This window comes from Algoriphagus sp. NF (assembly GCF_028823735.1).
In the GTDB taxonomy this organism is placed as follows: domain Bacteria; phylum Bacteroidota; class Bacteroidia; order Cytophagales; family Cyclobacteriaceae; genus Algoriphagus; species Algoriphagus marincola.
Genome location: NZ_JAPEIB010000030.1, coordinates 23792 through 45776, shown reverse-complemented (window position 1 = coordinate 45776; position 21985 = coordinate 23792). Strand labels below are relative to the sequence as shown.

General features: G+C 40.1%; 20 protein-coding genes and 2 tRNA genes. 12 read left to right on the top strand and 10 right to left on the bottom strand.

The window, feature by feature from the left end; genetic code table 11:
• Window positions 1–200: 200 nt before the first annotated feature.
• From OU792_RS13925 to OU792_RS13885, 9 genes are all read right to left on the bottom strand, one after another.
• Window positions 201–1946, bottom strand: coding sequence for an AMP-dependent synthetase/ligase (locus OU792_RS13925; protein ID WP_134200145.1), 1746 nt, complete (start codon window positions 1944–1946; stop codon window positions 201–203).
• Between the two features lie 474 nt (window positions 1947–2420).
• Window positions 2421–4079, bottom strand: coding sequence for an Ig-like domain-containing domain (locus tag OU792_RS13920; protein ID WP_274670488.1), 1659 nt, complete (start codon window positions 4077–4079; stop codon window positions 2421–2423).
• A complete protein-coding gene (locus OU792_RS13915; protein WP_134200141.1) occupies window positions 4076–4969 on the bottom strand; it encodes a class I SAM-dependent methyltransferase in 894 nt (297 codons plus the stop codon). Before OU792_RS13915 ends, OU792_RS13920 begins: the two co-directional genes overlap by 4 nt.
• A 1-nt stretch (window position 4970) precedes the next feature.
• On the bottom strand, window positions 4971–6836 hold the full coding sequence (mnmG, locus tag OU792_RS13910) for a tRNA uridine-5-carboxymethylaminomethyl(34) synthesis enzyme MnmG (RefSeq protein ID WP_134200139.1): 1866 nt from the start codon (window positions 6834–6836) through the stop codon (window positions 4971–4973).
• 39 nt (window positions 6837–6875) lie between these two features.
• Entirely contained in the window at window positions 6876–7325 is a 450-nt protein-coding gene (gene ybeY, locus OU792_RS13905; RefSeq protein ID WP_134200469.1) for an rRNA maturation RNase YbeY, read from the bottom strand.
• Window position 7326: 1 nt separating this feature from the next.
• Complete coding sequence (locus OU792_RS13900; protein ID WP_024284210.1) at window positions 7327–7728, bottom strand: ATP-binding protein; 402 nt, start codon at window positions 7726–7728, stop codon at window positions 7327–7329.
• Window positions 7729–7759: 31 nt separating this feature from the next.
• Window positions 7760–8527: an exodeoxyribonuclease III gene (locus OU792_RS13895; protein ID WP_134200137.1), complete on the bottom strand. Its 768-nt coding sequence runs from the start codon at window positions 8525–8527 to the stop codon at window positions 7760–7762.
• A 1-nt stretch (window position 8528) separates the two neighbouring features.
• Window positions 8529–8891 (bottom strand): hypothetical protein, encoded by a 363-nt coding sequence (locus tag OU792_RS13890; protein WP_024284208.1) that lies wholly within the window; start codon window positions 8889–8891, stop codon window positions 8529–8531.
• A gap of 6 nt (window positions 8892–8897) precedes the next feature.
• Window positions 8898–9239, bottom strand: coding sequence for a carboxymuconolactone decarboxylase family protein (locus tag OU792_RS13885; protein WP_026946204.1), 342 nt, complete (start codon window positions 9237–9239; stop codon window positions 8898–8900).
• Between the two features lie 310 nt (window positions 9240–9549).
• Between OU792_RS13885 and OU792_RS18645 the strand changes: the two genes are divergently transcribed.
• Genes OU792_RS18645 through OU792_RS13850 form a run of 7 tightly spaced genes read left to right on the top strand, consistent with a single transcriptional unit; the run spans window position 9550 to window position 14220 of the window.
• Window positions 9550–10017 (top strand): ComF family protein, encoded by a 468-nt coding sequence (locus OU792_RS18645; protein WP_342453738.1) that lies wholly within the window; start codon window positions 9550–9552, stop codon window positions 10015–10017.
• A gap of 3 nt (window positions 10018–10020) precedes the next feature.
• Window positions 10021–10545 (top strand): YfiT family bacillithiol transferase, encoded by a 525-nt coding sequence (locus OU792_RS13875; RefSeq protein WP_134200133.1) that lies wholly within the window; start codon window positions 10021–10023, stop codon window positions 10543–10545.
• A 12-nt stretch (window positions 10546–10557) separates the two neighbouring features.
• Window positions 10558–11316 carry an SDR family NAD(P)-dependent oxidoreductase gene (locus OU792_RS13870; RefSeq protein ID WP_134200131.1) on the top strand — a complete coding sequence of 253 codons (759 nt, stop codon included), beginning with the start codon at window positions 10558–10560 and terminating at the stop codon, window positions 11314–11316.
• 8 nt (window positions 11317–11324) lie between these two features.
• Window positions 11325–12749 carry a pyridoxal phosphate-dependent decarboxylase family protein gene (locus tag OU792_RS13865; RefSeq protein ID WP_134200129.1) on the top strand — a complete coding sequence of 475 codons (1425 nt, stop codon included), beginning with the start codon at window positions 11325–11327 and terminating at the stop codon, window positions 12747–12749.
• Window positions 12750–12752: 3 nt separating this feature from the next.
• A complete protein-coding gene (locus tag OU792_RS13860) occupies window positions 12753–13331 on the top strand; it encodes a hypothetical protein (RefSeq protein WP_134200127.1) in 579 nt (192 codons plus the stop codon).
• An 8-nt stretch (window positions 13332–13339) separates the two neighbouring features.
• Window positions 13340–13792, top strand: a complete 453-nt coding sequence (locus OU792_RS13855) for a PaaI family thioesterase (RefSeq protein ID WP_035483554.1) — start codon at window positions 13340–13342, stop codon at window positions 13790–13792.
• A gap of 23 nt (window positions 13793–13815) precedes the next feature.
• Window positions 13816–14220, top strand: a complete 405-nt coding sequence (locus tag OU792_RS13850; RefSeq protein ID WP_222584314.1) for a hypothetical protein — start codon at window positions 13816–13818, stop codon at window positions 14218–14220.
• Here OU792_RS13850 and OU792_RS13845 read toward each other — a convergent pair.
• Window positions 14210–14749, bottom strand: a complete 540-nt coding sequence (locus tag OU792_RS13845) for an RNA methyltransferase (RefSeq protein WP_246628849.1) — start codon at window positions 14747–14749, stop codon at window positions 14210–14212. The genes OU792_RS13850 and OU792_RS13845 overlap by 11 nt on opposite strands.
• Window positions 14750–14827: 78 nt before the next feature.
• Here OU792_RS13845 and mutS point away from each other — a divergent pair, with 78 nt between their 5' ends.
• The 5 genes from mutS to OU792_RS13820 all read left to right on the top strand — a co-directional run bounded on the left by mutS (window position 14828) and on the right by OU792_RS13820 (window position 21978).
• A complete protein-coding gene (mutS, locus tag OU792_RS13840; RefSeq protein WP_274670487.1) occupies window positions 14828–17431 on the top strand; it encodes a DNA mismatch repair protein MutS in 2604 nt (867 codons plus the stop codon).
• Between the two features lie 48 nt (window positions 17432–17479).
• Window positions 17480–18277: a LuxR C-terminal-related transcriptional regulator gene (locus OU792_RS13835; RefSeq protein ID WP_134200119.1), complete on the top strand. Its 798-nt coding sequence runs from the start codon at window positions 17480–17482 to the stop codon at window positions 18275–18277.
• Between the two features lie 123 nt (window positions 18278–18400).
• A tRNA-Gly gene (locus OU792_RS13830) sits at window positions 18401–18473 on the top strand.
• 69 nt (window positions 18474–18542) lie between these two features.
• A tRNA-Leu gene (locus tag OU792_RS13825) sits at window positions 18543–18626 on the top strand.
• A 148-nt stretch (window positions 18627–18774) separates the two neighbouring features.
• On the top strand, window positions 18775–21978 hold the full coding sequence (locus tag OU792_RS13820) for a CHAT domain-containing protein (RefSeq protein WP_274670486.1): 3204 nt from the start codon (window positions 18775–18777) through the stop codon (window positions 21976–21978).
• Window positions 21979–21985 lie beyond the last annotated feature (7 nt).

The following is a 21985-nucleotide window of genomic DNA, read 5'->3' as shown; positions in this document are numbered from 1 at the left end:
GACTCATTATTGCGGCTGTCTACCCATACGTGCAACATCACGAATAGTCATAAAATATTATTTATTAAAAATTCACTAATAAAGTATTAAACAAAATATTCTATAAAAAAGGCTTCAATTTCAGAATTTAATTCTGAGATGAAGCCTAAGGTTAAATTTTGATGAAGAATCGAATTTTTGATTTGAATCAAATGCTTTTACTAAGCATATATTTCCGCAATCTCCTTTTGGAATTTTTCATGGATGACTTTCCGCTTCAATTTCATGGTTGGCGTTAGCTCCCCACTATCCACGCCCCAAGGCTGTGAAAGCAGTTTGAATTTTTTGATTTGCTCCCATTTACCATAATATTTATTGAAGCTATCAACTTCACGCTGATACTTTTCGATGATGTCCTGTCGGGCAATCATTTCTTCATCAGTCGTGTACGGGATTTCTTTATGCTTGCAGTATTCCCGAAGTCCGTCATAACTAGGGACGATCAAAGCTGCGGGGAATTTTTGGCCATCACCGACTACAATCAACTGCTCGATTAGAGTAGACTCTTTAAATTTATTTTCCATCGGTTGAGGAGCAATATATTTTCCACCTGATGTTTTGAACATCTCCTTCTTGCGGTCAGTAATCCGTAGGAAATCTCCGTCAAGTTCACCGATGTCTCCTGTATGAAACCAACCGCCTTTTAGTACTTCTGCGGTCATCTCAGGTTCGCGATAATATCCTTGCATGACATTGGGTCCCTTAACCAAGATTTCTCCATCCTGAGCGATTTTTACTTCCACATCTTTTACAATCTTTCCGACCCAGCCTATTCGTACTTTTTCTGGATCAGTAAGTGTCGCTGTCACGACTGGAGATGTTTCTGTCAGACCATATCCTTCACATACTTTTATGCCCGCGGCCCAGAATACTCGAGCTAATCTAGGTTGGAGTGCCGATGCGCCAGAATTGATTTGCATGATATTGCCACCAAGGGCTTCTCTCCATTTCGAGAAAATCAGCTTATTGGCCAACTTTAATTGGGTATTATACCAGCCACCCATGTCCTTGGAAGGATCATATTTTAGTCCAAGATTAAGTGCCCAGAAAAAGAGTTGCTTTTTAACGCCTGTCAGCTCGTAACCTTTAGCGACGATTTTATCATAGACTTTTTCCAATAATCTTGGAACCGTATTGAATAGATGTGGCTGTACTTCTTTTAGGTTATCACCAATTTTCTCGAGATTTTCAGCATAATAAATGGAAAAGCCCATATACATAAAACAGAAAGAGGCAGTCCTTTCAAAAATATGACAGAGTGGTAGAAAACTGAGAACTTTACCCTCTCCTGGAACGGGGCTCATAATGTTTGAGACCGATAGCAGATTTGAAAGTACATTGTGATGGGTAAGCATGACTCCTTTTGGTCTGCCTGTGGTACCTGAGGTATAGATAATGGTGAATAGATCCTCTGATTTGATTTTATCCTTTTCTGACTCCAGTTGCGCCAAATCACCATCCTCTCCCAGCTTCATCACTTCTTCCCAATGAGCAGCTCCATCCAGCTTGTCGAATGTAAAAATCTCTTGCCCTTTTGCTGCTTCTTTGGCCTTTTCAAAGATGATCTGGTCCCCAGCAAAAATCATTTTCACTGATGCATGCCCGAAAATATAAGCGTAATCTTCGCTAGAAATAGTCGGATACATGGGGACGGAGATTGCACCAATTTGCTGTAGCGCCAAATCAATAAAATTCCACTCGGGTCTATTATCTGAAATGATGGCAACCTTATCCTCAGACTTGATTCCCTTGGCAAGAAATCCCAAACTCAGGCTATCTACTATGGATTTTAAATCTCTGGAGGAATAGGTAATCCATTGACCATCCTGTTTTCGGGAAAGAGCTACCTCTTTATTGTATTTGGAAATCTGGTAAGGAATGAGATCGAATAAGCGTTTTAGGTCCATTGGGTTATTGTTTTGTCTGAACCAATATAGGCAAAAAAATATTCCATCAGAAGAGGTTTATCCACCGCCTCTTATACTAATTGTAAAAAAGAAAAAGATTTAAAAAATTTCTTATTAAGGTTATTAAGGGTGTTAATAAGTGGATAATTACTGTTTACTGATTTTTCCACTTGTTTTCCTATTTCTTCTTGATTTATAAATAGCTTTTCCCCATTTTGTTAACATGTAAATCTCTAAAAATCAGTTCTTTGTTATTTATTGTTTTTACTTGTTGATACTTGGATGTTGAAAGCATGTTATTAATCCTGCTGTTGATAAGATGATTTCTTAAAGTGGAAAGATGAGTAGTTTTGCACCGATCTTGGGATCCAATCTTTTTTCGTGAATGCTTATATGGATAAGTAGTATTTTTCCATTTAATGGAAGCTTGTTTTCCACTTCCATTTTGCCACTTATCCACAGCATTTTCTCTCCCTAGTATCCGGTTGGTTTGCTAGCTTTTATAATTATTCCCTCATTTGTCCATCCGCTTTTGAGAATTACTTCTCCAATTTTTCCTGTATCATCCTTGAAATAGAAGACTCTTTCGGCTAATCTATTTTCATAAAAATTAGCAGGATCCCATCGTTTATTTCCATTGCTATCTTCGATTACTCTTAATTGATAGTTTCCTGGTTGTAGATTTTGAAGAGTGAATTCATTTCCGTCTTTAATAATTTCCTCACGTACTTTTTCTCCTTTGGAGTCTAGCAATTGGAGTATAAATGGACCATTACTCCCTTCAATACTTCCTGACAATACATCTGCTAAAGTCTCTGGTTTGATCTGCCTGTAATTAGCTTTTAATGCCTCTCCATTGTAGGTGCCTGTGATATCTAGAAAGGTAGAGTCCATTGCAGTGAGGGTGAATATCTGTATAGGTAAACTATCTAATACTGGAATGTTAATGGCCAACTCGGTTCTTTTTAAACTATCTGTAAAGAAGAACATTTCCCTGTCTATCTGTATTTGATTTGTGGAATCGACGGGTATAAATAAAGAGTCAGTTTTAATCTCCAAGATAGGCTTATTGAATTTTAGAAGGGCCTTTAGTGTATCCGTGAAATTTAATCCTGAATTGGCTGAAATTATCAATTCATCTGGTTTTCGTTCATTTTTGGGAAATTTGGCCCAAATAGCCGTATCAATTTTATTTTCTACAGAGTCTTTTAATAAGAGATTGACTTGGATACTGTCTGTTATTCCTTCTATTGAGAAAAGTTTTAAGGTGCTTTCTTCCTTTGAATAGAATATGGATTCCCCTAGTCCTTCGATTTCAATGTTATCCTCTACCGTCGATTTATTGAGAATTATATCATAGCTACCATTGGTGAAGCTTGATCTCGAAAATCTTAATTCACTTAAGTCAGCTTGTGATAAATTAAATTGAAGGCCTTCAAGATTTGTTTCTATTGTGATTGTATCCTGCAAAAAATCGTAGGCTTCTGATTTAGATTCAGCTTTGGTGGAATTGTTTGCGTCATGCCAAGCGTAAGCTCTGTACTTGTTAGCTCGTATATTCTCAATGACAAAGTTTCCTAAGCTATCTGCTCGTGTCAAGTAATAGGGTGCCGCTGTGAATAAATCTGTTGTATCATTTTCTAAGTATAGACCAATGATTACATCCCGGTAGTCAAACTGTCTCTTTGGCCAATAATGGTTTACAGAACCGGAAACGGTTAGGCTGTCAATAAATGGACCTGTAGAAAACACAATCTTTAGATTTTCTGCTGGGTTACCTTCTGATAAATCTTGAATTGAATTTTGGAAATTGAATACGTAAGTAGTGCTATCTTCTAATTCCTGATTCAATTCGATTACAACTCGATCCTTGAGAGCTGTAGTTACGATTTCATCCTTTTGGAGTCTTGGAGTTATGATGATGTTTTTGGAAGGATTGTCCAGCTTGATATACTCATCAAATTGCAGTACAATTTCCTCTGGTCTCGTGTTTAGTTCTTGAGTTTCAGGATAAGATTGAAGCAGTTTGGGTGGTTCTTCATCTCTTGGTCCTCCTTGAGGTGAAGACTGTTTAGCGCATCTGCTTAGACTTATGGCAGCTAAAAAAAGTATGACAATTCTTATTTTTTTCACTTCTTCTTAAGTATGTAGAGAATGCTAGAGTAATTTCCTGATTCCTTTGCTTTCATATTTGAATCCAGTCCTGAAATAAAAGACTTTGCCAAAGAGGTTAAGTTTTGATTCTCAGGATTTAAATATTTTTCAGATAACAAGGAGACATAATAGCTGTCGAAAGTCATGGGATATCGCTCGACTATTTGGAGATTAAACTTGTTGGCCAAATTATCAAAGCTTTTGGTATCAAAATGATAAAGATGTCTTGGTACATCCCATCCTGCCCAATATTCTTTGTATTTCAATGCATCTGGAGACTGGTGATTAGGTAGTGCTATTAATATATAACCATTTGATTTTAAGATATTTATAACATTTTTTACTGCTTTTCTTAGTCCGTGAACGTGTTCTAAGACATGGAATAATGTGATGATATCAAATTTTTCCGTTGAGGGTATATTTTCTAGTTCTTCGGCTATCTGAACCTTTAATTTCTCTTCAGCTAGCTTTCTAGCAGTTTTACTTGGTTCTATTCCGGATACCTTCCAATTTTTACTTTGAAAAAACTTAAGGAGTTCCCCGGTACCACATCCTATGTCGAGTATACTTTTATCCGTACCAAGAGAGCTGATTAGCTTATATTTTTTCTTGATATTTATTTGGCGTATCTGATTGTAAATTTTTGAGATAAAAGAATTTGAATCATCTGAATGGGAATAATACTCATCGAACTCGTAGTATTTAGCTATTGAATTTTTCCCTGGTCTTGGATTCGTAAATAAGAGGTTGCATTCCTGGCAGTGACATAGGATAAAATCTTCCTGACTTACCGCAAAATCTTTGATGGTTTGGTAATTAAGAAAATGCCCACTTTTGCAGAGTGGGCATTTATTTAGTCTCTTTAGCATTTTATCTTCCTAAGTATACAGTAAGAATAGAAAGGTCTGCGGGTGATACTCCGCTTATTCTTGAAGCTTGTCCTAAGGTAATTGGCCTAATTTTATTGAGCTTCTGTCTACCTTCTGCGGATAAAGCAGGAACCTGCAAATAATCGAATTTTTGAGGTATTTTGAAATCTTCCATATTCGATAGCTTCTCAACCATTTGCCGTTCTTTTTCGATGTAGCTATCGTATTTGATCTGGATTTCTGCTTGCTCCAGTACATCTTGGGCGAAACCTGAAAGATAGCTTTCTAAGTCCTTATCCAGCATTTTCAATTCATTAACACCTATCTGCGGCCTTTTTAAAAGCTTTTCTATTGAAATCTTTTCTCTAATTGTTGCCGTTCCTATTTCTTCAAGAATTTCATTGGAAATAGCAGGTTCCAGTTTTTTCTGTTTTAGATCGTTTATCAACCGAGCAGTTTCTTCTTTTTTGCTCTGCACTTTATCGAAGCGTGATTGTTCTGCAAGTCCAATCTGATATCCTCTCTCCGTAAGTCTAATGTCTGCATTATCTTGTCTTAGAAGTAACCGGAACTCAGCTCTTGAAGTAAACATCCGGTAAGGTTCCTCTGTACCTTTATTGATCAAATCATCGATTAGTACTCCGATGTATGCTTCTGATCTTTGAAGGATAAAAGGGTCTTTCTTTTGAACTTTTAAGCTAGCATTAATTCCTGCGATTAATCCTTGCGACCCAGCTTCTTCATATCCCGTGGTGCCATTGATTTGACCGGCAAAGAATAGATTCTCTACCAGCTTTGTCTCAAGGGTTAGACTCAATTGGGTTGGAGGAAAAAAGTCATATTCAATGGCATATCCTGGACGGAACATCTTTGCATTTTCAAATCCAGGAATCTGCCTCATGGCTTTATATTGTACATCCTCAGGTAATGAGGTTGAAAAGCCATTCACATAGATTTCTACCGTATTCCAACCTTCAGGTTCCACGAAAATTTGATGTCTTTCGCGCTCTGCAAATCGATTGATTTTATCCTCAATGGATGGGCAATATCTAGGTCCAAGGCCTTGAATTCGTCCATTAAACATGGGAGAACGATCAAAACCGGTCTCTAGGGTCTGATGAACATCTTTATTCGTATAAGTAATCCAGCAAGTTCTTTGTTCTTTTAAAGGGCTTGTTTCATCAGAATAGCTGAATTTTTCTGGATTCTCATCTCCGAATTGCACTTCCATTTTAGAGTAATCAAGACTTCGACCATCTACTCTAGGCGGTGTCCCTGTCTTCATTCTTCCGGATTCGAATCCCAATTCAACCAATTGCTCGGTGATTCCTTTTGATGCTGATTCACCTGTTCTTCCTCCTCCAAATTGCTTTTCGCCTATATGTATGATTCCATTCAGGAATGTTCCATTTGTAAGAACGACAGATTTGCCAGTTATTTCTATGCCCATACCGGTTCGTACGCCAACTACTCGTCCACCTTTCACCACAATACCGGTTACCATTTCCTGCCAGAAATCTACATTTGAGTTTCTTTCTAAGGCTAATCTCCACTCTTCAGCAAAGCGCATTCGGTCATTCTGGGATCTAGGAGACCACATAGCAGGTCCTTTGGATCGATTTAGCATCCGAAATTGTATCATTGATTTGTCTGAAATTATACCAGACATACCTCCTAGTGCATCAATTTCCCGGACTATCTGTCCTTTTGCTACTCCACCCATTGCAGGATTACATGACATCTGAGCAATGGTGTTCATATTCATAGTGCATAAAAGCACCTTGGAACCCATCTTTGCGGCAGCGTGTGCTGCTTCACAGCCTGCATGGCCTGCCCCTACTACAATAACATCGTATTGATCGAACATGTGTATTTTCTTTACTGTTTCACGTGGAACATGGAAGGGTTATTTTCCTGTTTCACGTGGAACACTTAATTCTTCGAATAATTTAATTCCTTCTGATTCCTTTCTTCTCATGGCTTTTACCTCCTCTTCTTCCTTGTCTTTATAACCCATGAGGTGGAATAATCCGTGACCTATGACTCGGCTAAGTTCTTGTTGCAACTCCGATTTATGAGTCTTTGCATTTTCTTTTACTCTGTCTATGCTAATAAAGATGTCTCCTTCTATGACATTCTCATCTTCCGAATTATCAAATGTGATGATATCAGTTAAGGTGTCATGATTTAGATATTCTAAATTGATTTTATGAAGGTATTCATCTGAGCAGAAAATGTAATTGAGTTCTACGATTTGAAAACCCTCTGAAGTGGCAAGTGAATTAAGCCAACTTTTGCGCACTCTTTTTTGAGGTAAATTGAAGCTAGTGTCTTCAGTAAAGAAATGAATCGCCATTTCAATCCATATAAAAAGAAAGAATGGTTTTCTTTCCTTGGTTTTCAAATTTTACTTCATCGCTTAGATGCTTGATCAAGAAGATTCCTCTTCCCCCTGGTTTTTCAATATTTTCAGGTGCAGTTGGATCCGGAAGATTATCAATTTCAAACCCATTTCCTTCATCTTCGATGACAAAACTTAATTTGTCATCCTCTGCCATTAATTCTAAATGAACCAGTTTTTCCTTATCACTTTGATTTCCGTGTAGAATGGCGTTGCTGATACATTCTGTTACAGAAATCATGATGTTGCCATAGATGTCATCATTGATATCAAACTTTTCCCTTGCATTATCGATGAAGCTTTCAATTATCTTGATATTATCGATTAATGAGGGGATTGAAATTTTTATGGAGTTCATGATAAAATTTTGACTATAGCAACAAATAATTTTATAATTCCTTTATTTCCAAAGCGATAGGACAATGATCTGAGTGGATCACATCTTGGAGAATATTAGCACTTTTCAAACGACTTTCCATGGCTTGAGTTGCCATATGATAATCTATTCGCCATCCTAAGTTTTTGTTTCTGGCATTTGCTCGATAGCTCCACCACGAATATTGATGTGGATCCTGATTGAAATGACGGAATGTATCGATAAATCCTGATTCAGTGAATTTATCCATCCAAGCTCTTTCTTCTGGAAGGAATCCACTGGAGTTTTTATTAGACACAGGGTTGTGAATATCTATAGGCTTATGGCAGATGTTATAATCGCCGCTCAAGATCAAATTTGGATTCTCTTCTCTTAGGTCTTGCATGTAGCCAAAGATATCGTCTAGGAATTCGTATTTGAAGTCCTGACGAATATCACCGGTGGTACCAGATGGAAAGTAGGCAGATAGGAATGAGAAGTCCTCAAAATCTGCCTGTATTATTCTGCCTTCTTGATCGTACTTTTCCAGACCTATTCCATACTTCACATTTTTTGGAGTGGATTTGGAAAATATAGCTACACCAGAATAGCCTTTTTTCTCAGCTGGAAACCAATACAAATTATAGCCTAAGTCTTTAAAAACCTGGGTTTCTACTTGGTTTTCATGGGCCTTAAGTTCCTGTATACCAATGATATCCGGATTTTCTTTCGCAAGCCAATCAGAGAAGCCTTTGTTCATGGCTGCTCGGATTCCATTGACATTATAGGAGAGAATTTTCATTTTAATCTATTTGCAGTTCGTATTCTTTTTCAAAGTATTCTAATACTTGGATTTTCAACAACTTCTCCTGCTCCAACAAGTCGAAGTGCGGTAACTCTTGTTTTAAATTCCAATGAGGCCATCCATCTTGGTCTACATATTCAAGTTCGTAATAACCGGCATAGCTGAGAACTTTACAAATGGCAATGTGCATCAAGTCCTGCTTTTCTTCTTTAGAGAAATGCTTGGATCCCTTACCAAGTTCCTGTACCCCAATTAAAAACAAGACTCCATTGAGATCCTTGGGTTTCTTACCGATAGTTTCTTCCAATTCTAGCAGCAACTTTCCCCACTTTCTTTCTAAATCAAGATCTCTTTTAAACATTATAAACTATTGATTTTCAAGTGTTTCCCAATACTCTACGGCTCTTCTTAAATGCGGAATGACGATAGACCCACCGATCAAAACAGCAATAGAAAAGACCTCAAATACTTCTTTTCTCGTGACTCCGGATTCAAAGCAAGATCCCAAATGGTACTTGACGCAGTCGTCACATCGCATCACCATGGAACAAGCCAAACCAATCATTTCTTTGGTTTTGATATCTAACGCTCCGGCTGCATAAGCATTGGTGTCGAGGTTGAAGAACCTTTTGATCACCTTATTGTCCTCAGCGAGAATCCGCTCGTTCATTTTAGCGCGGTAATCGTTGAATTCTTCCAATAAACCCATTAAATTAATGCATTAGTGTTGAATAATCTGCAAATATACAGATATCTGTATGACCCATGAACAACAGCCTTTTAATCCAAAGCGTTTATTCTTCTTCAAAGATTTTTTGGATCTGATTTTTCCGCAAAATTGTGTGTCTTGCGGAAGGAACCTTTTTGATTGGGAATTGAGTCTTTGTGGTATTTGTAAAAACAAACTACCTGTATCTAGTTACCACCTCCGACCGATAGATAATGACTTAACACAAAAACTTCAAGGTCTTTGTCCCGTCTCGCGTTGTATCTCTTTCTTGAAGTTTTCCCGAAAGGGTATGAGCCAAAGGCTACTTCATACGCTCAAATACCGAAATAAGCCAGAATTAGGCAGGGTTTTGGGAAATCTTTTTGGTAAAACTTTGATCGAAACCGACTTCGCCGGCACTTGGGATGCTATCGTGCCTGTTCCTTTGCACCCTCAAAAACTCAAGCGAAGAGGATATAATCAAAGTGAAGAGTTTGCGAAAGGAATCGCGGAAGTTTTGGCTATTTCTGTCGAAAATTGTCTGGAAAGACGCAAATGGACAGAAACTCAAACCAATAAGTCGAGAATAGAACGAATAGAGAACGTTTCTGGAGTATTTGAGATAAAAAATACCGCTCAGATACTAGGCAAAAACCTCCTTTTGGTGGATGATGTGATTACCACGGGCGCTACGCTTGCTGCTTCAGCAACTATTTTGTGGGAGAATGGAGCAAAAACAGTAGATTTGGCTACCATCGCTGCAGGCGGAGGGTACTAAACCATGATAGACATCGAATCACTCAAATATCCCATTGGCAGGTTTTCTATGCCTGAAAAGCCGGATTTGGAAACGGCTATTTCAGAAATCACCCAATTCCCAGAATTGATTGAAGCTGCGACTGCCAAACTTTCAAAGGCTCAGTTGGATAGCCCTTACCGACCGGGCGGATGGTCCGTGAGGCAAGTGGTGCACCATTTGGCTGACAGCCATATGAATGCTTTTATCCGCTTTAAACTCACTTTGACAGAGGACACACCTACCATCAAACCATATTTGGAAGCGTCATGGGCAAATTTGGCAGATAGCTATCTTGATATTGAATCCTCCATCGTTTTGCTCAAACAAATCCATTTTAAATGGGCTGTTTTGCTTGAAAGCATGAGTGCTGAGGATTTTGATCGCTGCTATTTCCATCCCGAATCTCAAAAAAAGGTTCCTCTATCGGAAGCCATTCATCTTTATGTTTGGCATGGATTACATCATTTAGCTCAAATTCAGCATTTGGCCCTTCGAGAAAACTGGTAAAATTTAAAAATCATGTACGTTTCCCTTGAAAATCAAAGAATCCTTGTCACCGGAGCTTCACGCGGTATAGGTCGTGCTATCGCAAAACAACTTTCCGACTCAGGAGCAGAAGTGATTATTCATTTTAATTCCAACAGAAAAGAAGCAGAATGTTTACAGGCTGAATTGAAAAACCCTTCTCATTTGGAGCCTTGTGATTTAGCAGATACTAATCAGGTAATGGGTTTTATCCCCAAATTGGTAGAAAAATATGGCCCAATTTCCGCTTTGGTCAATAATGCTGGGATATCCCCTTCAGCACCCGATTCTTTGGAGACGGATGAATGGCTGAAAGTTTGGGAAAAAACCATGGCAGTCAATGCCACTGCAGTGGGCATTTTGTGTAAGGAGTTTATCGATCAGGCAAAAGCACAGGAAAATGGTCGAATCGTGATGATTTCTTCCCGGGCAGCCTTTCGGGGAGACACGACGGATTATTTGGCCTATGCCGCCTCCAAAGGGGCCTTGGTCAGCCTGACCCGATCGATTGCTAGACATTATGGCAAACAAGGCATCAAGGCATTTTTGATAGCTCCCGGATTCACCAAAACAGACATGGCCAATGAGATTTTATCAGTGTATGGGGAAGACTTTGCTCTAAAAGATATTGCGCTTAAAGAACTTGCCAGGCCGGAAGACATGGCGCCGATGGTGACTTTGCTTTGCTCCGGACTTGCAGATCATGCAACAGGCACGTCAATAGACATCAATTCGGGCTCCTATGTGAGATAGATTGAAAAATGGATAAACAAGAATTTAGAAAATATGCCCACCAACTGGTGGATTGGATGGCGGACTACCTGGAAGAAAAGGAAAAATATCCGGTAACTCCTTTGGTTAAGCCTAAAGAGATTTATAATCAATTGCCTGCCACCGCACCTGAAAAAGGAGAAGATTTTGAGAAGATCTTTCACGATTTTCAGGAAATCATTTTGCCAGGAATGACTCATTGGCAGCATCCGGCTTTTTTTGGATATTTCCCCGCGAATAATTCTGAGCCCTCCATTTTGGCAGAAATGCTTATGTCCACTTTGGGTGCACAATGCATGTCTTGGCTCACTTCTCCTGCCGCCACAGAACTCGAGGAGCGCGTCTGTGATTGGCTTCGGGATGCTAAAGGAATTGATTCGAAATGGAAAGGCGTCATTCACGATACCGCAAGTACGGCCACATTGAGTGCGATTTTGACTGCCCGAGAGCGAAAGTCAAATTGGGAAATCAATGAGAAGGGTTTCTCAGGTAAAGAACATTACCGAATCTATTCCTCTTCCCATGTGCATTCATCTATTGACAAGGCGATTCGAATCGCAGGTTTGGGTGTGGAAAATCTCGTCAGAATTGAAGTAGATGAGGAATTTGCGATGATACCTGAGGCTTTGGAAGCAGCCATCCAAAAGGATATTGATGCCGGAAAAACCCCTCTTTGTGTAGTCTCTGCCCTAGGTACCACCTCCAGTACAGCAGTAGACCCGATCGGTAAAATCTCGGAAATCACTCAAAAATTTGGCATTTGGCATCACATCGACGCTGCTTTTGCAGGCACTGCTTTGCTTTTACCCGAATTTCAAAGTCTTATCAAAGGGCATGAAGCGGCGGATTCCTATGTTTTCAACCCACATAAGTGGATGTTCACCAATTTCGATTGCACTGTTTTATTCTTGAAGGATCCCAAGGACCTTGTCCAAACATTTTCTCTCACTCCTGAATACCTAAAGACCGATTTGGACAAAGAAGTCAACAATTACCGCGATTGGGGAATTCAGTTGGGTCGGAGGTTTCGTGCTTTGAAACTGTGGTTTGTGATCCGAAGCTATGGCCTTAATGGAATTCGAGAAAAGCTGCGTCATCACCTGATGCTTACCCAAAAAGCGGCACAATGGATCGAAGAAACCAAGGGTTTGGAAATACTTGCTCCCGTAAAGTTTAATACCATTTGCTTTCGACAAAAACTGGATTCGGCTGATCATAATGTTGAAAATCAATTTAATGAAAAATGGATAGGAGCTGTAAATGAAACAGGGAAGGCATTCTTTTCTCATACCAAACTGAATGGGAAATATGTAATTCGATGGGTCATCGGGCAAACCGACGTCACGGAGAAACATATCGAATCAGCCTGGGTTTTATTACTTGAAACACGCCAAAAGCTACTTCAAGAAATCTAAAACATGCCTTCCAAAGATCCCATTCTTACTCCGGAGCTTCTAAAAATCATAAAAATCTTCGGTGCGGCTTCTATCCTTTTGGTGGTGGTTTTTTCTTTTTTTGACTCTTATCGTGCTAATAACTCCGGAGAGGACAGAACTTTCCGGATGACCTCGTCTTCTCGTCTTTATTTCCTCAATCTAAAAGCTATCAATTATGACCGCGAGAATCGAAACGATGCGGGAATGGTCCTTTATCGACATAATGGATTTGGATTAGATAGTGAAGAGGCTACCTTGATATTGGTCCTCATTTTAAACAGTCAGAAGGATGAAAGTTATCTCTATTTAGAGCCAAAGAACATAGATTGGCCTATTCGATTGTCTTTTGATGAAAATGGTCAAACAAGGCAATTGAATTTGGAAAATGGAAATAAGTTTGATCACTTGGAGCAGGTTACTCAGCTCCAAAAACTCTTAGAAGAAGAGGTAAAACTGTTTTTACTAGACGAAGATCAAAAAATACCACTTTGGGGCTCCGAATCTGAAAAAGACGCTATCAAATCTACTTTTGAAGACTATTTTCGGATTATCGAAAACTAAATCAAATTATGACCTCACCACAACTAGAGTTTTTTAAATCCCAAATTGGTAAAACCCTCGACCAAACTCCCTCTGCAGCTGGTAATTGGTTGTCGGGCACATTATTGGAAATCGAGCCGGGTTTCGTCAAAGTATCTTATACCATCCGACCTGACATGTGCAATCCAGCCAAAATCCTTCATGGCGGGATCGCTTCCTTGATGATGGATGATGTCATCGGGATGGCAAACTTTGTCTCCGAATCCGAAGTCCTGATGACAAGCATCAATTTGAATGTTGATTTTTTGTCCTCGGCCAAGCTTGGAGAAAAAGTTGAGGTTTCCGCAAAATTAGTTCGCTCAGGATCAAACCTAAATCATTGGGAATCCGTAATTCGAAAAGAGTCCGGTAAGGTGGTAGCTAAAGCGAGCTCCAACATGATCAAAACTCATATCAAAATTAAAGAAATCCTAAACAAATAATCTACACAATTTAATTTTACACAATGAAAAAAACTTTTCTAATTCTCGTTTTTAGCCTATTTTCTAGTCTAGTCTTTTCTCAAGTTACAGTTTCTTATCATCATGGAACCTTGCCTTTTATTGGGATCAATAATCAATTTGGAGAGCGATTTGTACCGGAATTTCGATTAGGCACCAATGATTTTTTGACCGATTTTGACGTGGAGCTAGTCGCGAACTTCCTGATCATGAAAGAAGAGAATGTAGAAGTTTATGGTGGCTTTGGAGGAAGAGTTGGTGATATTGATGGACTAGTTATTCCTATTGGTGTAAATGCCTTTCCTTTTGCGCGAAAGGATTTCGGCTTTCATTTTGAATTAGCTCCCATCGTCGGTGATTTTGATTATTTGAGAGGCACTTTTGGAATCCGCTATCGATTTATTGATTGAATTGCCTGAGTTTGACCATCAAATCCCAAAGTGCTATTCCAAGTGTGACTGAGATATTCAAGGAGTGCTTGGTGCCAAGTTGGGGTATTTCAAGTACTTGATCACATTCTTTTAGTACATCATCTTCCACTCCAAAGACTTCATTTCCGAAAACCAGGGCATATTTTCCATTTCGGTCAGGCTCAAATTCATTGAGGTATGTGGACTGATCAACCTGCTCAAAAGCAAAGATTTGATATCCTTCAGCTTTGAGTTTGTGTATGGTTTGAAGAGTATTGAGGCAATATTCCCACTCAACGGATTCTGTGGCTCCGAGCGCAGTTTTTTGAATATCCCGATGAGGTGGCTTTCCGGTAATTCCGCAAAGGTAGATTTTCTCAACTCTAAAAGCATCTCCGGTTCGGAATGCCGAACCCACATTATTGAGGCTTCGAATATTATCCAATACCAGACAGATTGGTGATTTCTTCGTCTCTTTGTATTCCTCAACCGACAGACGATCGAGTTCTTCCATACTTAATTTCTTCATCTTTTTTGATCTACCTTGCTTATGGATTATTTTCAGCTTTATTTCAATCCCCAAATTTAACAGAATTCACCAGCAGGTATGAGTAAGTCCAAAGATGGTAAGGAAACACCCTTGATGAAGCAGTATAATGCGATCAAAGCAAAGCATCCCGGAGCCTTGCTGCTTTTTCGGGTGGGGGACTTTTATGAAACCTTTGGTGAAGATGCGGTTACGGCTAGCAAGGTACTGGATATAGTTCTGACCAAGCGTGCCAATGGGGCGGCTTCACATATAGAGCTTGCTGGCTTCCCCCATCATTCTTTGGATAACTACCTCCCAAAGCTGGTGCGAGCAGGAAATCGCGTTGCCATTTGTGATCAGCTTGAAGACCCCAAGTCAGTCAAGGGCATTGTGAAAAGAGGGGTCACCGAACTGGTAACTCCAGGGCTTTCCTATAATGACCAAGTTCTTGACACGCGGAAGAATAATTATTTGGCCTCTATTCATTTTGGAAAGGAAAAGCATGGGCTGGCTTTCTTGGATGTTTCTACCGGTGAATTTATGTGCGCAGAAGGAAGTAGTTCCTATGTGGAAAAACTCCTCCAAAGCTTTGCTCCTTCGGAGATTATTTTTTCTAAAACGGCAAGAAATCAAGCTTCTGATCTTTTCAAAAACGATTTTATCAACTTTCACTGTGAGGACTGGGTTTTCCAATATGACTTTGCATATGAAAAGCTGAAAAATCATTTTGGTACAGCAAACCTGAAAGGCTTTGGTATCGAAGAGCTTGAAATGGGAACAGTGGCCGCAGGAGCTGTTTTGCATTACCTCGAGGAAACTGAGCATAAGGAAATCCAACACATCGCTGCTATTTCAAGAATTGCGGAGGAAAAATACGTTTGGCTGGACAAGTTTACCATCCGTAACCTTGAATTGGTTTTTCCACAGCATGAGGGAGGCGTTCCTTTGATTCAGGTTTTGGATCAGACAGTCACTCCGATGGGTTCACGCATGATGAAGAAGTGGATGGTTCTGCCTTTGAAAGAAAAGGCTCCTATCGAAGAACGGCAAAATGTGGTCGATTTTTTTGTCCAAAACCCCCATTTGATTGAAGAGATCATCGGTCAACTTAAAATGATCGGGGACTTGGAGCGATTGATTTCCAAGGTGGTAGTTGGACGAGCGAACCCTCGGGAAATGAATCAAATCAAACGGGCACTCAAAGCAACTTTACCCGTAAAGGAGCTTTTGAAATCCCAAAAAAATGCTACGCTCAAGCGTTTGGCTGATCAGATTTATCCTTGCGATTACCTCTTGGAAAAAATCGACAAGGAACTTCAGGAAGATGCCCCTATGCTCATTCATCAAGGAGGAGTCATCAAAGACGGCGTAGATAATGAATTGGACGAATATCGAAATCTAGCCACCAAGGGAAAGGATTTTCTGGTCCAAATCCAGCAGCGTGAAATTCAGAATACTGGGATCACTTCGCTGAAAATCGCTTTCAATAAGGTTTTTGGATATTATCTTGAAGTTACTCATGCTCATAAGGATAAAGTACCTCAGGAGTGGATCCGAAAGCAGACCCTCGTAAATGCGGAGCGTTATATCACTCCGGAACTTAAAGAGTACGAAGAAAAAATCCTTAATGCTGAGGAGCGGATGATTGCTTTGGAGCAAAAGTACTTCACTTTGCTTGTGGAAGAGGCTGCTCAATTTGTAACGCAAATACAGCAGAATGCAAGGGTAATCGGGACACTGGATGCCTTGCTTTCATTTGCTCAGGTGGCATTGACCAATAATTACGTCAAGCCAAAAATTGCTGATACGGATACGCTGGAAATCAAGGATGGTAGACACCCTGTAATAGAGCGACAGCTTCCTCCTGGAGAGGATTATATCCCCAACGATATTTACCTAGATCACGATAGTCAGCAGATTTTGATCATTACCGGTCCCAATATGGCTGGTAAATCAGCCTTGCTCCGTCAGGTAGCCTTGGTGGTGTTGATGGCTCAGATGGGAAGTTTTGTGCCGGCTTCTTTTGCGCGAATAGGAATCATAGACAAGGTATTTACCCGCGTCGGTGCCTCTGATAATCTATCAAAGGGAGAATCTACCTTTATGGTTGAAATGACCGAAACAGCCAGTATTTTGAACAATCTTTCGGGACGCAGTCTGGTCTTGATGGATGAAATCGGAAGGGGAACTTCCACATACGATGGGATTTCCATTGCCTGGTCTATTGTCGAGTATTTACATAATCACCCGACTTTTAAGGCCAAGACGCTGTTTGCGACGCATTATCATGAGCTCAATCAGCTAACGGAAGACTTTCCGAGAATAAAAAACTTCAACGTGTCGGTGAAAGAGGTAGGAAATAAAGTGATCTTTATGCGTAAATTGAAGCCAGGAGGAAGTGAGCATAGTTTTGGTATCCATGTGGCTCAAATGGCCGGAATGCCAAATCCCATTGTCCTTAGAGCTTCTGAGATTATGGGTCATTTGGAAAAAGACAAAGCACTTCAGAAAGGCAAGGAAAATCTTAAATCAGTACCAAAAAACAACTATCAACTCAATCTTTTTGAAATGGACCCTAAGTTCAAGGAAGCAAAGGAACTCTTGGACCAAGTGGATATTAATTCCATTTCCCCAATAGAAGCTTTACTGAAACTCCATGAGGTCAAGAAAAAACTCGATTGATTTTTAATAGTTATAATTACATTAATTAAGCCGATTCATATGAAAAGTATGGATAAAGTATTTCTAAAAGACCTTAAGAAACAGGATCAGTATACCAAATTTTTTCAGAATTGGGCTGAGCAGGGGTTTAAAGCCCATCCGAATGAAAAAAGGTTGATGGAAGAGCTTGAAGCCCTCAGTAAAAATATTGGGATTCGAGAAGGTTTGGTTATTGCCTGTTTTGATTATCGAAATTTAAACCTTGCTTTTTTCACGGGTGAAGTAGAAAGAATTACAGGCTATCCTGAATCAATTTTCCGAAAGAAAGGAATGGAAGTATCCTTCACGATGCTTCATCCCGAAGACAGGGAAGAGATGTTTAAATTTCAGAAGATCGTATTTGACCAATTCCATCAATTGTCTTTAGCAGAAAGGCACACCTTTGAGTTTTCTTACACCACCAGATGGGTACATCGTACCACCAGGGAGATAAAGTGGATGATGGCGAAGGTTCGGCCGTACTTTATAGATAAGGCTGGTAACTTTGCGATGGATCTACATATCATCTTTGAGCTTCATACCCCGCCCAAGGTGAATAGTTATGATTGGACCTATTCTTATACACAGGATGATGGCACCCGGGTATTGGTGACAAAAAGTGCTCCCGAGAAAAAGAAAATTAAGCTTAGCAATAAGGAAAAGGAGGTTGTTCAATTTATTTTAGATGGGCTTTCTTCTAAGCTAATAGCGGATAAATTGAATATTTCAGTCAATACTGTAGCGACCCATCGGAAGAATATCCTTAGAAAGTTAGGGGCAAAAAACGTCGGTGAAATGCTCAAAATTATTGGGTCCTACGAGTTTTAAGGAATCGGAGAATGAATTTTTCGATTTTTCAAAAAAATTTCCACTCTTGAATATTGCAAAAATCGTAAGTAGGCGTACCTTTGCATCCACAATCAGCTAATCGAACGGATTAGCATTCAAAAAGCGAGAGTAGCTCAGTTGGTAGAGCACGACCTTGCCAAGGTCGGGGTCGCGAGTTCGAATCTCGTCTCTCGCTCAAAAGCCCTTGATTCAAGGGCTTTCTTGTTTCAAGACCTTGACAATTCTCTATTGCAAGATAGAGCAAGCCGGGATGGTGGAATAGGTAGACACGCAAGACTTAAAATCTTGTGGCCTTTAGGCCGTGCGGGTTCGATTCCCGCTCCTGGTACAGAAGCCTCGCTTCGATATTTATCGAGCGGGGCTTTTTTGTTTTCAAGGAAAACTCTTTCTGTTCTTCCAGAAGAATACCGCTTATTTCCGATGACTTTTTTTTACCTTATTCGATGACTTTATAGAATGACCCTCCATCTTATCGAATGAATAGACTCTTGTTTCTGTTTTTTTTCTTCCTTTCTCTCTCACTTTTAGCTCAAGACCTTTCTACTAAAGCTGAATTGGAAAGCATGCTCGAGAATGGACAGGAGAAAGAAGCCTTAATTCAAATTGAGGATTTCACCCAAAGTCTGATTGAGCAGGGGAAATTCGACAGCCTTCCTCAATATTTAGACCTTTACGGCCGAATCCTACAAAAGAACGTTGACAATAATGAGTCTGAACAAAGGCTTCTTGCAATCCATCAGAATTGGGAGGTACTTTCACAAAACCCCACCTACAAACGCAAGTTGGCAAAAAGCCTTGCCAACTGGTTTGAGTATATCGGAAATAATACCGCTGCATACGAGCAGACTTTATTGGCTTTGGATTGGGCAGAAATGGAACCCAAGCCAAAGCAAGAAGTTTTAGCCAGCCTTTACCTCAATTTAGGTGGACTTGCCGTCAAAAACATGGACTTGCCTGCAGCGAAAAGGCATTTAGCACAGGTGTTGCGTTTAGAGCTTTCCGAATCTGATCCGGAAAATGTCTATTTCGCCAATAGTTATTTGGGAAATATCGCCTATTTCTCTGCCAACTTGGATTCTGCTGCCTATTATTATCAAAAGACTCTGGAAGCTATTGATCAGTTGGTCCCTACTCCAAGGAATCAATTCTATCGAAAAAGCATCATTTTAAACAACTTAGCGGGTGTTCAAATGGCTCAAAGTGACTTTGATGCCGCAGAACGATCCATGAGTTTGGCTATTTCTTTTGGAGAACAATACATGGCTTCTGACTTAGAGGCGCTGGAGTACCAAAAAATCCTACAAGACTACCTTCGGTCTTTAGATAATCTGGCGGGCCTTTACAAACAAATGGGCTTCTATTCCCGGGCAAGGCAGCTATTGGAGTTTTCTTTCCGCAGAAAATCAGAAGAATTAGGAGAAGATGATCTCAATACGAGCAAGTCCAGAATTCTTTTGGGTCAGGTATATTTTGATACCCAGGATCTAGATTTGGCTAGAAAGTACCTTGAGGATGGATTAGAAAGACTCCGCCAGAGCGATCAGGAAAATGCTTATTGGCTCGGTGATGGCCTTCATACCTTGGCTCGAATGGAAGATTTTTTACAGAATGAGGACAAAGCGGACTCTCTTTATCGATTGGCAAATGGAATTTTCGAGGAAGAATTTCAGGGTGAGTATGATGTGATTTATTTAGAATTTTTGAAAAATTTCAGTCTCTTCCTTGCAGAAAATCAGAGAATCAATGAGGCAGTATCGCTCTCTCGGACTGCAAGAAACTATCTGGCAGAGATCAGTTCAGACAATCTGTATCTGGACTACAATCAGGTCGTCAATCAGGCAGCTATTTATGAACTCGGAGATCAATACACCCAAGCTTTGCAAACGTCTTCCGAGGCTCTTGAGCTTTGGAATCAATTGGTTGATCAGCGGACTAGCCTCAATGATTCCCTTCAAGCAGTCTTTCAAAAGCCACAATTAATTCTGATTCGAAATCGAAGTAGGTATCACCTAGAAAACCGGGATGTCGAGCTTTTGAAATCCATCGAAAAAGAGCTTCTAGAAGGACTTCAGATCATTGATTCTCAGTCAGATTTTCTTTTTGAACCTTCGGATATCAGTATTCAGCTTGACCTCAACCGCGAGTATTTTGAGTTTTTGGAACAAATCGAACTCGAGCTCTATCAAATCAGTGGAAATGAAAGCCACTTGGACAGGCTTCTAGCCTATCATGAGCATGCTCGCTATCGTCAAATCCGGTCACGGCTTCAAAAAAATCAATTGGTTCGTTTTGGCGGAATTCCCCTTGATGTACAGGACAGGGAACAAAAGCTGAAAGAAAAACTGAAAGAGTCCCTTCAAACCGGGACCAAAAATTTATCTCGCTATTCACAGACGAAGGAAGAATGGGCTGATTTCTTGGATAGTCTGAGAATACAATACCCCAGTTATTTTCAGTTGCATTTTGAGACAAGCCAAAATGTCCTGCAAAGAGTCTACGCGCAACTCAACCCGGATATAACATATTTGCGATACCTTCATTTGGGAAAAGATTGGTGGGTTTTGGCTATTCATGGAGCGGAGAAAAATCTCATTCCGCTCGATGCTTCAGCACTTTCCAAAGCGCTGGATAAGCTTGCCGATCAATCATCCAAGAATAGCTTTCAACCGGCTCTTTTTCATGAGCTATATCAACTGATCTGGAAACCTGCAGCCCACCACGTCCAAACAAAAAGAGTTGCGGTGATTCCTGAAGGATTGTTGTTTAACCTAAGTTTTGAGGCACTCAGCACTGAGGCAAAAGACAACTGGTCAGAGCTGGTAGACTATTCCTTGCTTCAAGACCATAGCTTTTCTTACCTATACGGTCTCCTTCTAATGGATGACGAGGCTAACCAAGCCTATGAGGATCAGTTGGTGGCCTTTGCTCCTGGTTTTTTTGATCAAATGAAGCAACGGTATCAAGCGGCCTTTCTGGACCGACAGTTTTTAGATAAAAGCTACATGCAACTTATTCCGCAGCCATTTACACGAAGGTTGGTAGAGGAAATTGCCTCCCGGTTTGATGCTAGAACTTTTTTGGAGAGTGGGTCCACGGTGAGCAATTTTAAAAATGAAGCAGGGAAATCGCGCATTATCCATTTAGGGACACATGCCTTTTCCAGCAATGTCAATCCCAATGATACTCATTTGGTCTTTGCCAAATCCTCTCATAATCCTCTCGAACCACATGAGCTTTTTGCAAGTGAAATCTATGAGCTGGATCTGACATCCGAATTGGCAGTGCTCCTAGCCTGTGAGTCGGGCAAACCTGCCTATGCACCCGGAGAGGGCATGATTTCATTGGCTCATGCCTTCAATTACGCTGGGACCAAGTCCCTTTTGATCGGGTTGGGAAAAATCGATGAAAAGGCCAGTGTGAGTATTGCAGAAGATTTTTATGATTTTTTGGAAGATGGCCTGGGTAAGGATGAGGCTTTACGAAATGCTAAGCTCAACTATCTGGCTCAGGCCAAAGGAAGAGAATTGGACCCTTCTTTTTGGGCCAGTTTGATTATTTTGGGAGATGTTCGGCCAGTGGAGCTGAAAACCAAATCTTATTTAGGGCTTATTTTCACAGGAATTTTGTTGGTGTTTTTAGTGCTCTTTTGGGTTTTTCGAAAAAAATCACCTAGTCTTTGATGACTTT